Origin of the sequence: Paenarthrobacter sp. YAF11_1 (assembly GCF_052113445.1) — a bacterium.
Taxonomy (GTDB): domain Bacteria; phylum Actinomycetota; class Actinomycetes; order Actinomycetales; family Micrococcaceae; genus Arthrobacter.
In genome coordinates this window covers 73,896-86,001 of sequence record NZ_JBFRDF010000005.1, presented here as the reverse complement: position 1 = coordinate 86,001, position 12,106 = coordinate 73,896, and the positions used below count along the sequence as shown (strand labels likewise).

General features: G+C 64.3%; 11 protein-coding genes. 5 read left to right on the top strand and 6 right to left on the bottom strand.

Going from position 1 to position 12,106, the window contains the following annotated elements; genetic code table 11:
• Positions 1–26: 26 nt before the first annotated feature.
• On the bottom strand, positions 27–1,439 hold the full coding sequence (locus AB4Y77_RS10250; RefSeq protein ID WP_442013834.1) for a Gfo/Idh/MocA family protein: 1,413 nt from the start codon (positions 1,437–1,439) through the stop codon (positions 27–29).
• 180 nt (positions 1,440–1,619) lie between these two features.
• On the opposite strand from AB4Y77_RS10250, the gene AB4Y77_RS10245 reads away from it, so the two are divergent.
• A complete protein-coding gene (locus AB4Y77_RS10245) occupies positions 1,620–2,651 on the top strand; it encodes a LacI family DNA-binding transcriptional regulator (protein ID WP_311214037.1) in 1,032 nt (343 codons plus the stop codon).
• 41 nt (positions 2,652–2,692) lie between these two features.
• On the opposite strand, the gene AB4Y77_RS10240 is transcribed toward AB4Y77_RS10245, so the two are convergent.
• Positions 2,693–3,391 carry a FadR/GntR family transcriptional regulator gene (locus AB4Y77_RS10240; protein WP_311214038.1) on the bottom strand — a complete coding sequence of 233 codons (699 nt, stop codon included), beginning with the start codon at positions 3,389–3,391 and terminating at the stop codon, positions 2,693–2,695.
• A gap of 90 nt (positions 3,392–3,481) precedes the next feature.
• On the opposite strand from AB4Y77_RS10240, the gene AB4Y77_RS10235 reads away from it, so the two are divergent.
• Positions 3,482–4,813, top strand: a complete 1,332-nt coding sequence (locus tag AB4Y77_RS10235) for an alpha-hydroxy acid oxidase (RefSeq protein ID WP_442013833.1) — start codon at positions 3,482–3,484, stop codon at positions 4,811–4,813.
• 81 nt (positions 4,814–4,894) lie between these two features.
• On the opposite strand, the gene gdhA is transcribed toward AB4Y77_RS10235, so the two are convergent.
• Entirely contained in the window at positions 4,895–6,232 is a 1,338-nt protein-coding gene (gene gdhA / locus AB4Y77_RS10230) for an NADP-specific glutamate dehydrogenase (protein WP_311214040.1), read from the bottom strand.
• 207 nt (positions 6,233–6,439) lie between these two features.
• Positions 6,440–7,012, bottom strand: a complete 573-nt coding sequence (locus AB4Y77_RS10225; protein WP_442013832.1) for an ArsR/SmtB family transcription factor — start codon at positions 7,010–7,012, stop codon at positions 6,440–6,442.
• A 157-nt stretch (positions 7,013–7,169) separates the two neighbouring features.
• Here AB4Y77_RS10225 and AB4Y77_RS10220 point away from each other — a divergent pair, with 157 nt between their 5' ends.
• Positions 7,170–7,646: a hypothetical protein gene (locus AB4Y77_RS10220; protein ID WP_311214042.1), complete on the top strand. Its 477-nt coding sequence runs from the start codon at positions 7,170–7,172 to the stop codon at positions 7,644–7,646.
• Positions 7,647–7,663: 17 nt separating this feature from the next.
• On the opposite strand, the gene AB4Y77_RS10215 is transcribed toward AB4Y77_RS10220, so the two are convergent.
• Complete coding sequence (locus AB4Y77_RS10215) at positions 7,664–8,890, bottom strand: acetoin utilization protein AcuC (protein WP_442013831.1); 1,227 nt, start codon at positions 8,888–8,890, stop codon at positions 7,664–7,666.
• 102 nt (positions 8,891–8,992) lie between these two features.
• Between AB4Y77_RS10215 and AB4Y77_RS10210 the strand changes: the two genes are divergently transcribed.
• Both AB4Y77_RS10210 and AB4Y77_RS10205 read left to right on the top strand, forming a co-directional pair.
• Positions 8,993–10,426, top strand: a complete 1,434-nt coding sequence (locus tag AB4Y77_RS10210) for a TrkH family potassium uptake protein (RefSeq protein WP_311214044.1) — start codon at positions 8,993–8,995, stop codon at positions 10,424–10,426.
• A gap of 40 nt (positions 10,427–10,466) precedes the next feature.
• The gene (locus AB4Y77_RS10205; RefSeq protein ID WP_011775951.1) at positions 10,467–11,105 is read left to right on the top strand and encodes a potassium channel family protein; all 639 of its coding nucleotides are present in this window, start codon (positions 10,467–10,469) and stop codon (positions 11,103–11,105) included.
• A gap of 73 nt (positions 11,106–11,178) precedes the next feature.
• Here the strand turns inward: AB4Y77_RS10205 and proC are convergent, their stop codons facing one another.
• A complete protein-coding gene (proC, locus tag AB4Y77_RS10200) occupies positions 11,179–12,009 on the bottom strand; it encodes a pyrroline-5-carboxylate reductase (RefSeq protein WP_442013830.1) in 831 nt (276 codons plus the stop codon).
• Positions 12,010–12,106 lie beyond the last annotated feature (97 nt).

Sequence of the window (12,106 nt, the reverse complement as noted above, 5' to 3'; positions counted from 1 at the left end):
CTTGTCCTTGTTTGGTAGTGAACCGGTCAGGCCTGGCTGCGGCTGAGGTCGGCGCCGAGGCCAAGTTCGCTGATACGGACGGGCTGGTCGGTCTCCAGGGACTGGTTGCCGGCGATGCCCACCGACACGGAACGGAGTCCGTCGATGTAACCGGATGGACGGCCCAGAGGATCAATGCCGGGACCGTTGAAGAGGTCCGAGAGCAGCAGGTTGTCACCGCCGCCGTGGCCGCCTTCGCCGTTGACGATCGGAACTTCGTAGGCAGCCTCCCAGTGGCGCTGGACCACCAGGCGTTCACCGTTGCGGCGTACGGCGTCCTCTTCCTCGATGGGAGTGGCGCTCGGGTCCACCACGGTCTTCTTGTCGGTGCTGGACTCGACGGCGGCGCGTTCCACCACTTCGAGTTCGGCCCGGCCTTCGGTGCCGTTGACGGTGACGCGGTAGCCTTCCCACGGGCTGTGGGCGTTAAGGGAGTAGCTCAGCGTCGGGCCGCCCTGGTAGTCCACCACGAGGGCCAGGTTGTCCTCGATGGTGATGCCCTCGGTGAAGACGTCCTGGTCACGGATGTAGCCGTCAAACTTTTCGTTGTCGTAGTACAGGGCCTTCAGTCGCTCGTCGTCGCGCATGTCCAGGCGGAAGGGATCGTGCTCGAGGCCATCAACGGTGCCGCGCTCCGGCCGGGCTCCCAGGCCGCGCTCTGCAGCGTTCTTGTCGCCGTAAAAGCGCAGGCCGCCGGAGGCAAAGACTCGCTCCGGAACATCGTTGATCCACCAGTTGACCAGGTCGAAGTGGTGGGAGGCCTTGTGGATGAGCAGGCCGCCGGAGTTCTTCTTTTCACGGTGCCAGCGGCGGAAGTAGTCGGCGCCGTGCACAGTGTCCAGGACCCAGCTGAAGTCGATGGAGGTGACCTTGCCAATCACGCCGTTCTGGATGACTTCCTTCAGTGCCGTGTTGCGGGGCGAGTAGCGGTAGTTGAACGTCACCACCACGTTTTTGCCGGTTTTCGCCACGGCTTCGGTGATGCGGCGGCAGCCGTCGACGTCGATCGTCAGCGGCTTTTCAACCACGACGTCGGCACCGGCCTCGAGCGCCTCAACGATGTAGTCCGCGTGGGTGTAGTCGGGCGTCGTGACGATGACGCGCTCGATGTCGTTGGACTGGATGAAGCTGGTGAGCTGGCCCGGCTCGAAGGATGCAACGGGCTCCGTTCCGCCAAGCTCCTTGATGAGCTCCTGGTAGAAGTCCACCCGGCCCTGGTTGACGTCGGAGAGCGCAATAAGTTCTGCAACGTCCGAGTGCTGCCCGTAGATGGCCCGGATGTACATTTCCGAGCGGCCACCGGTGCCGATGAGGGCGATGCGTGTCCGCTTGCCGCCTTCGGCCTGGGCTGTGGGTGTGGCCGTTTCGGTCTGGGTCTCGGCTGAGTCGACGGTGACCATGTGGGATGCCCCTTTCAAAAGGCAGGAGTGAACCGCTTGACGGCCCGGCTTCGTATGGGAAGAATCATGAGAAAGCGTTTTCTCAGAGCGTTATAAGCTTTGTATCAAGACTCTGGTGGTCACGTCAACCACTGCTCCAACGACGGTGCATTCGGGAGACGACCAATGGGAAGGGGCCACATGGCACGCAGGAACACCAACAGGCGCGTCGGGATAGCTGATGTCGCGGAGAAGGCCGGCGTCTCGCACGCCACCGTCTCACGCGTCATGAACGGTAACGCCGCAGTGGATCCCGGGATCGCAGCGCGGGTTCGGGCAGCCGCCGCGGAATTGAAGTACCAGCCCAATCCGGTGGGGCGCAGCCTTGCCCTGGGCAAGACGGACACCATCGGCATCGTGGTCCCGGATCTGGCCAATCCAACCTTCCAGGCCATCCTTCGCGGGCTCAGCATCGCCGCCGCCCAGGATGGTTACCGCGTCCTGATTGCCGACTCCTCAGAAGTCACCAGCGAGGAAGCCATCCTGGCCGGGGAAGCCCGCCGTCGCTGCGATGGCGTGGTCCTCTGCGCACCCCGCATGGCCGACGCCGAACTTGAAGAGCTGGCGCCCACCCTGCACCCGCTGGTGCTCATCAACCGCACCACCATTGCCACCAACACTCCGAGCCTGAGCGTGGACTACGGGCAGGGCATCCAGGAACTGGCGCAGCATCTGGTCTCCCTGGGGCACCGCCGCCTGGCGTTTCTCTCCGGCCCCGAGCATAGCGCCTCCAACCGCCAACGCCTGGTGGGCCTGGACCAGTTCCGTGCCGAGCACCCGGAGATCGAGCTGCAGATGCTCCACGGAGGATCCAACTTCGATTCCGGCCATGAGTCCACCGAAGCCATCATTGCCAGTGGTGCCACCGGAATCCTGGCCTTCAACGACCTCGTGGCCATGGGGCTGCTCAGCGGCCTGCACGAGCGTGGGGTGCGCGTTCCGGAGGACATCTCCGTGACGGGCTTCGATGACATCCCGTTCGCCAAATACACCACTCCCCCGCTGACCACCGCTGCCGTGCCCATCAACGAGCTCGGAAGCCTTGCCTGGCGGAGAATGCGGGAACAGATCCAGCAAGCCGGCGAAGCCACCACCCAGGCGCAAGACGAGTTCTCCCCCAGGGTGGAGATCCGCAAGAGCACCGCGGCACCCGCCCTCACGCCCGCGAGTTGACACTTAATGCCAATGTTCGGCGCGAACATTGGCATTAAGTGTCACTTGGGCGAGGGGTTTGCGCCCACTCCGGCCTCCGTGTAGAAGCCCTGGATGTGGGCGGCCACCAGCTCAGCTGCCTTGCCGCCGTCGTGGTTGTTCACCGCGGTGAGGATGGCACGGTGCTCGGCCCGGAGCCTGGCTGAGGTCGCGTTCCAGTCCGGCAGGTTCCCCGTCAGCTCACCTGCGTAGTTCTCGATCGCGCCGCGGAGCGAAGCCATCATGGCGCTGACCACCGCGTTGCCGGCAGCCTGCGCGAGTGCCACATGGAAGCGGGCGTCCAGGGCAAGGAACGTATCGATGTCCGGGGCGGTGTCCATCTGATCCAGCAGCTCCGCAGCTTCCTCCAGCTCCGGCACTCCCACATGAGCCCGTTGAGCCGCCCACGATTCCAGCAGGACGCGGGTCTCCACGATGTCCGCCACGGGAAGATGGCGTGTTGCCACGTGCAGCCTCAGCGTGGAACCCAGCGCGGAGCCCGGCTCGGCAATCACCACAGTGCCGGCATCCTTGCCCGAACCCACGCCGGCACGGACCACGCCCATCGCCTCGAGGATACGGACTGCCTCGCGCACGGAGGTCCGGGAAACCTTCAATTGCTCAGCCATGGCGCGTTCACCCGGCAGCCTGCCGCCGAGGGCAAGGTCTCCATCGGACAGCTGCTTCTCGATCCATTGCAGGACCAACTCGTGGGTACGCATAACGGAATACTAGTTGATGTGGTCCAACCACATGGATTACAGTGTGGTTAGACCACAGTGGTAAGACCACAGAATTCAAGGGAGAACCGCATGACCGACACCCTCGATCCCAAGATCACGGCCGCGCCCGCCAACGCCGGGAGCGACGAAAACGTGACACGTCCGCCCCAGCCGCGTCCCGCCGTCGGGCTTCCGCCGGCACTGAAGCGCCGCATCCCCAAGGTTTCGGACCTGGCGCCGCTGATGCAGTTCAAGAAGCCCGAATTCAGCAAGACCGCGCGGCTCAAGCGCGCCAGCACCATTTGGGAACTGCGGGACATCGCCAAGCGCCGCACCCCGCAGGCACCCTTCGACTACACCGACGGCGCCGCCGAGGAAGAGATCACCCTGCGCCGCGCCCGCCAGGCGTTCCAGGACATCGAATTCCGTCCCGGCATCCTGCGCGATGTCTCGAAGATCGATCTCCGCACCGACATCCTGGGCAAGGAATCACGCCTGCCATTCGGCATCGCACCCACGGGCTTCACGCGCATGATGCAGTCCGAGGGCGAGTACGCCGGCTCGCAGGCCGCTGAAGCTGCGGGCATTCCCTACACCCTGTCCACCATGGGCACTGCGTCCATCGAGGACGTTGCCGCTGCTGCACCGAACGGCCGGAACTGGTTCCAGCTGTACCTGTGGACGGACCGCGACCGCTCCCTGGAACTGATCGAACGCGCCGCCAAAGCGGGCAACGACACCCTCATGGTCACCGTGGACACCGCGGTTGCCGGCGCCCGCTTGCGCGATGTCCGCAACGGCATGACCATCCCGCCGGCGCTGACCATCAAGACCGTCCTGGACGCGTCCTACCGTCCGGCCTGGTGGTTCAACTTCCTCACCCACGAGCCCCTGACCTTCGCTTCGCTTTCGCGTTACACCGGCACCGTGGCCGACCTCATCAACTCGATGTTCGACCCCACCCTGACCTACGAGGACCTGGACTGGCTCCGCGAAACCTGGAAGGGCAAGCTGGTGGTCAAGGGCATCCAGACCGTCGAAGACGCCCGCAAGGTAGTGGACCACGGCGCCGATGGCATCATCCTGTCCAACCACGGCGGCCGCCAGCTGGACCGCGCACCCATCCCGTTCCACCTGCTGCCGGAGGTCACCACGGCACTGAAGGCGGACAACAGCAAGGCCGCGGTCATGCTGGACACGGGCATCATGAGCGGCGCGGACATCGTTGCAGCCCTGGCCTTGGGCGCAGACTTTGCCCTGATCGGCCGCGCGTACCTCTACGGCCTCATGGCCGGTGGACGCGAAGGCGTGGACCGCACCATCCAGATCCTGGAGAAGGACATGACCCGCACCATGGCGCTGCTGGGCGTCAGCAAGCTAGCGGACCTGAACCCGGACCACGTGCGGCTGCTCCAGCGCTAAACCGCCCCCATGTAGGTAGCAGTAGAGGCCGTTTTGAACGCTCAAAACGGCCTCTACTGCTACCCAGTTGGGTAGGCGGCGCTAGATCAGGCCCTGGGCCAGCATTGCATCGGCTACCTTGACGAAGCCGCCGATGTTGGCGCCCACCACATAATTTCCGGGCGCACCGTATTGCTCGGCAGTCTCGGCGCAGCGATCGTGGATGCCCACCATGATCTCGGTGAGGCGCTGCTCGGTGTGCTCGAAGGACCACGAATCGCGGCTGGCGTTCTGCTGCATCTCCAGCGCGGACGTCGCCACACCACCGGCGTTGGCGGCCTTGCCAGGTCCGAACAGGATCCCGGCCTCCTGGAACACGGAGACAGCGGACCGCGTGGAGGGCATGTTGGCACCCTCGGCCAACGCGATCAGACCGTTGCTGACCAGCTTGGCGGCAGCATCGCCGTCGAGCTCGTTCTGGGTGGCGCACGGAAGCGCGACGGTGCCGTTCACGTCCCACACCGAACCGCCGGCAACATGGCTTGCCCCGCTGCGGCGCGCGGCGTACTCCGTCAGGCGGCCGCGCTCCACTTCCTTGATCTGGCTCAGAAGCGCGACGTCGATCCCCGCCTCGTCCACGATGTAACCGGCGGAGTCGGAACAGGCCACTACGGTGGCGCCGAGGGACTGGGCCTTGGCGATCGCATGGATGGCCACGTTGCCGGAACCGGAGACCACGACGCGCTGGCCATCGAAGGACTGGCCGCGGGTTTTGAGCATCTCCTGGGCGAAGATCACCGTGCCATAACCGGTGGCCTCGGGGCGAACCAGGGAGCCGCCCCACGAAATGCCCTTGCCCGTAAGGACGCCGGATTCATAGCGGTTGGTGATGCGCTTGTACTGGCCGAAGAGGTAGCCGATCTCGCGTCCGCCCACACCGATATCACCGGCGGGAACGTCGGTATATTCACCGATGTGGCGGTACAGCTCAGTCATGAAGGACTGGCAGAAGCGCATGATTTCGGCATCGGAACGTCCGCGGGGATCGAAGTCCGAGCCGCCCTTGCCGCCACCGATGGGCATGCCGGTGAGCGCGTTCTTGAAGATCTGCTCAAAGCCGAGGAACTTCACGATTCCCAGGTACACCGAGGGGTGGAAGCGGAGCCCGCCCTTGTAGGGTCCGAGCGCGGAGTTGAACTCCACCCGGAAGCCGCGGTTCACGTGGACGCGGCCGGCGTCGTCGGTCCACGGGACGCGGAAGATGATCTGGCGCTCCGGTTCGCAAAGACGCTCCAGGACGGCGCCTTCAAGGAATTCAGGATGGCGATCATGCACAGGGCCGAGGCTTTCGAAGACCTCAGTGACGGCCTGGTGGAATTCCTTCTCCCCCGGGTTCCGTGCCAACACGGTGTCGCGGACAGCTTCGAGCCTTGAATCCATGCGTGTTCCTATCCTCAGTGCGCCGACCCGCGGCGAGACGATTAGTCCCGCTCATGGTTGCACCGAGGGACATAGGATCTCCATCCGGAGCCAATGTGACCCTCACGGCTGACTTAACACAACTGTAGAAAATCGTTGAAAACACAAGGAAACACAGGGTGAACAACAACTCACATTGTGATGAGGATCACGTTAAGTCGAGGTCTGCTACCGCTTACGCCCAAACTTGGGGAGGTTGGGCAGATTCGGAAGGTTGGCCAGGAGGTCAGCAGCCTTCGTGGCAGCGCGGCCTACGGTGCGGCCGATCTGCTGGGGAACGGTGTCGTCGGAGGCGGGGTCAAGCGAGACGGGCATTCCACTCGCGTGGACCTTCACGGCCTGCCCAATGGCGTCGGCACGGTTGGGGGTTGATGCGACGTCGGCCTCCGCGGGGGCCGCTGTGGGGGCCACGGTCACTGCCGTTGCGGCAGCGGCAGAAGCCTCCGCAGCAGCGGGCACGACGACGGCGGGAGCCGGGGTTCCGACGTCGAACGTTTCAAGCCAGCTCGCGACGCCGGCAAGCGGCTTGGGATTCAGGGCATAGAAGCGCTTCTGGCCTTGGGCGCGCATGCTGACGAGGTCAGCCTCGCGGAGCACCTTCAGATGCTTGGAGATTGTGGGTTGGCTCGCAGCCAGTTCTTCCACCAGTTCGCCTACTGCTTTATCCCCAGAGCGGAGGGAGACCAGGATGTCGCGCCTGGTTGCCTCAGCTATGACGGCAAATACGTCGTCAGTCACCATGCCTCCCACCCTAGCGACATATACGCCAATTGGCATCCCTGTTTCCTGCCGCGACGGGTACCAAATCGTTGACCCTTTGGTGGGCCGATGCTACAACGGAGACACGGTCCGTCCGGGCTCCCAGGCCCCGGCCGCCACAAGCACGGGGTGCATGGCCATGACTGAATTTTTCCGGCGTCGCATCTTTGACATCATTGCCGGCGTGTTCCTCGCCTTGTTCGTCCTCGTGTGGACCACTGTCCTGGTGCGGGTAGGGACATGGGTGCCCACGGGAACGGCCGAGTCTCCGGAGTTGAACGGCGCCCTGGTGACCGCCGCGGGAGTCCTCGCCACGTCGCTGAGTTCACTGACGGCGTCGGCCCTGGGCTTCACCATTTCCGAGGTCAAACGTGACAATGCCGACGCCGGCGCTCCCAGTCCGTTGGTCAGCCCGGCCGACGTGGCCACGAGGCTTTCCGGGCGGGTGATCTTCGCGATCATGGTCTACATGACCATGGGCATGCTGGTCCTGGTGCTGTGGCTCTTCAAGGGGCAGGCGTCCACGGACCTCATCGGTGCGTTCGCGCTCTCGCTGCTCGGTTGGCTGGTAGGGGCCGCCGGGGTGGTTTTCCAGACGGAGAGGACCGGGGCGTAGCTTTTGGGAGCGAAGCGTCAGTCGAACCAGGGGTCCAGGCCATACAGGGGGAAGATTTCCTTGCGCGTGGCAATGACCGTCCGGTCCACCTCGTCCGCGGGGTCGTAGCCCACCTCCCAGGAGCGCCACCACACGTCCACGTCGTCGCCCATGGACTCCGGAGCCCACACGCCGTAGGTTTCGCGCACATACGTCCGCCAGGCTTCCGGCACGGGCATACTGAGCGGCACCGGACGTTGGGTGACCATTCCGATCAGGTGGCTCCACGCGCGCGGCACAACACCGGTGACGTCATAGCCGCCACCGCCCGTAGCGATCCAGCGGTTGTCGCAATAGCGGGCGGCAAGGCTCGCGACGGCGGACGCGGCCTCGCGCTGTCCGTCGATGCTGAGGGTCAGGTGGGTCAGAGGATCGTCCCGATGGGAATCGCAGCCGTGTTGGCTCACGATCACCTCGGGTTGGAAGGCACCCACGAGCTGCGGGACCACGGCGTGGAAGGCCCGGAGCCAGGCCGCGTCCCCCGTGAAAGTAGGCAGCGCAACATTGACCGCAGTACCGGGTGCGTCCGGCCCGCCGGTTTCATTGGCAAAGCCGGTGCCAGGGAAGAGCGAGAGGCCCGTCTCGTGGAGGCTGATGGTCATGACGCGGGGATCGTTCCAGAAGATACTCTGCGTCCCATCGCCGTGGTGCGCATCGACGTCGATACTGACGATCCTTTGCACCCCGCCGTCGAGCAGTCGTTGGATGGCCAGCGCGACGTCGTTGTAGACGCAGAAGCCGCTTGCCCGCTCGCGTGCAGCATGGTGCATCCCGCCACTGAAGTTCACGGCGCGGACGGCTCGGCCCGAAAGGATGGTGTCAGCCGCCAGCAGCGAACCACCGGCAAGGCGGGCACTGGCCTCGTGCATCCCGGCGAACGCGGGATCGTCCTCCGTGCCCAGGCCACGGCTTTCGTCCGGCGTGGACGGATCCTCGCTGACACGTCGAACAGCGTCGACGTAACCGGCGCTGTGGACTGTTAAAAGTTCGACGTCGGATGCCACAGCGGGTGCCTCGACGGCCACATGCTTGTGTCCGAACAGTCCCAGGGACTCGGCAAGGCGCGCTGTCAGTTCCAGCCGCTGCGGTGCCATGGGGTGGCCGGGGCCAAAATTGTAGGCAGTCATGGCTGGGTCCCACACCACCGTCGTTGGCAGTGCGGAGCGCGTAATGCTGGAAGCCGTTGTTCCAAGCCTGGAGTTCATCCAGAACAGGCTACCTGAGCCTGGCGGACCCTACTGCCCGGTTACGCCGCGGGAATAGTGGTTTACTACTCAGGAAAGCTTGTTCAACCGAGGAAGAGCGCCATGTCTCAAAGCCAGTCGCGGTCCACGAGCCCGGCCAACTGGCAACCCAACCAGCAGGAGCGGGAAGGTCTCTGGATCTTTACCCGCGTGCGCGACTTCATCGACAACATTGCCAACACGTCACCGGCCCGTTTGGCGTTGACCGTCTTCGCCGTGGTGATCCTGGTTTTTACCGGTTTGTTGTCCCTGCCTGCGGCTTCCTCCGCAGGCACTGTCACGCCCCTGCACCAAGCCATGTTCACGGCAGTTTCCAGCGTGTGCGTCACCGGGTTGACGGTGGTTTCCACCGCCACGCACTGGACGTTCTTTGGCCAACTGGTCATTCTGATCGGTATCTTCGTGGGTGGTCTCGGCACCTTGACGCTGGCCTCGCTGTTGGCCCTCATGGTCAGCAAACGGCTGGGTGTGCGCGGCAAGCTGATCGCCCAGGAAGCCATGAACAACGCGGGCCGACTCGGTGAAGTGGGTACCCTGCTCCGGATCGTGATCGTGACTTCGGTGGTGATTGAGGCCGCCCTGGCCATCGTGCTGATTCCCCGTTTCATGGTGCTCGGTGAGAGCTTCTGGCAATCCGTGTGGCACGGCGTCTTCTATTCGATTTCCGCGTTCAACAACGCCGGATTCACGCCGCACTCCGATGGCATCGTCCCGTACGAGACCGATCTGTGGATCCTCATCCCGCTGATGTTGGGCGTGTTCCTGGGCAGCCTCGGCTTCCCTGTGGTGATGGTGCTCCAGCAGAACGGGCTCAACTGGAAGAAGTGGAACCTCCACACCAAGCTCACCATCCAGGTCTCGTTCATCCTGCTGGCAGCGGGCACGGTCCTGTGGGGCTTGATGGAGTGGGACAACGTGCGGACCATCGGCACCATGGACCTCGGCGACAAGATCACCCATTCGCTGTTCGCGTCTGTGATGACGCGATCGGGCGGCTTCAACCTGGTGGACCAGAACCACATGGAATCCACCACCATGCTCCTCACCGACGCCCTGATGTTCGCCGGCGGCGGCTCTGCGTCCACGGCCGGCGGCATCAAGGTGACCACCATCGCCGTCATGTTCCTGGCCATCATGGCCGAAGCCCGCGGCGACGCCGACGTGAAAGTCTATGGCCGCACCATCCCCCAGGGCACCATGCGCGTGGCCATCTCGGTGATCGTCGCCGGCGCCACCTTGGTGTCGGTGGCCGCGTTCCTGCTGCTCTCCATCAGCGGAGCGTCGTTGGACCGGGTGCTCTTCGAATCCATTTCCGCCTTCGCCACCGTGGGACTGAGCACCAACCTCAGTGCCGAGCTGCCGCCGTCGGGCGTTTATGTCCTCACCGCTTTGATGTTTGCCGGCCGCGTCGGCACCGTAACCCTTGCYGCCGGTCTGGCCCTGCGCCAGCGCAGCCAGCTGTACCACTACCCGGAAGAGAGGCCAATCATTGGCTAGTACCACGGGGGCTGGCAACCGCCCCGCACACAACGCACCAGTGCTGGTCATTGGCCTCGGCCGGTTCGGATCCGCCACCGCTGAGCAGCTGGTCAAGCAGGGCCGTGAAGTCCTGGCCATCGAACGTGACCGCACGCTCGTCCAAAAGTGGGCACCCGTGCTGACTCACGTGGTGGAGGCCGACGCCACCAACATCGACGCCCTCCGACAACTCGGCGCCCAGGAGTTCAGCTCAGCCGTAGTAGGCGTGGGCACGTCCATCGAGTCCTCGGTGCTCATCACCGTGAACCTGGTGGACCTGGGCATCCAGCATTTGTGGGTCAAGGCCATCACGCCCTCGCACGGCAAGATCCTCACCCGCATCGGCGCCAACCACGTGATCTATCCCGAGGCAGACGCTGGAGTCCGCGCAGCGCACCTGGTGTCCGGGCGCATGCTGGACTTCATCGAGTTCGACGACGACTACGCGATCGTCAAAATGTACCCGCCAAAGGAAACCGTGGGCTTCACCTTGGAGGAATCCAAGGTCCGTTCCAAATACGGCGTGACCATTGTCGGCGTGAAAACCCCGGGCGAGGACTTCACGTACGCGCGGCCGGAAACCAAAGTGTCCGGCCACGACATGTTGATCGTGTCCGGACACGTGGACCTGCTGGAGCGCTTCGCAGCTCGCCCCTAGCTGATGGAGTTTTTGTACAGCTAACGCCCTTTGGACGCGCTCTTAGCGGCATCAGCTGTACAAAACTCCGAGGTTAGCCGAGCTGCTTGGTGATTTCTGCTGCCCGTGCGGCAGCGGCGCGGGCGCCGTCGGCGATGATCCTGGGGATCCCGCCGTCGTCAAAAGTGGCAATGGCACGTTCCGTGGTGCCCTTGGGGCTGGTGACGGCGACGCGAAGTGCGGTGGGATCTGCTCCCGGTTCGGCCAACATGAAGCCGGCACCCGCCACGGTTTCGCGGGCCAGCATGACGGACAGTTCCTGGTCCAGGCCGAGTTCGACGCCGGCAGCAGCCATGGCCTCTGCCAGATAGAACGCGTAGGCCGGGCCGGAACCACTGATGGCGGACAGGGCGTCCACCTGTTCTTCGGGAATCTCCACCACCGTGCCGGCACCTGCCAGCGCCGTCTTGGCTTTTTCGAGCTGCTCAGGCGTGCAGTGGGTTCCCGGGGAGACAGAAATGACGCCGCGGCCCAGCCGTGAGGGCGTATTGGGCATGGTCCGGATCACCGGCTGGCCGTCCGGCAGCGCTGCTTCAAGCTGGGCGATGGAAACCGCTGCGGCTACGCTGACAACAATCGTGTTCTTCCCCAGGGCCGGGCTGATCTCCCGTGCCAGGTCCAGGATGCCCACCGGCTTGACGCCCAGGATGACCATGCCCGAGCCCTTGGTGGCCAGCTTGTTGTTGTCCGGCTCCTCTTCGCCTGCGATGGCCATGACGCCATGACGCTGGGCCAGTTCGTCGGCCCGCTCAGCGCGGCGGACGGTGGCGACAATGTCTGAAGGGTCCGTCCCTGCGGCGAGCAGGCCTCCCAGGATTGCCTCGTTCATGGATCCACAGCCAAGGAATGCGATTCGGTTGCTCATGGCTCCATCATTGCAGTTGGCCTTGGACGGGGTCTAACGGATTCCAGATTCACAGCTTGCTCACAAGGTTATTGCAGGCAGCACTCATGGTTGGTCC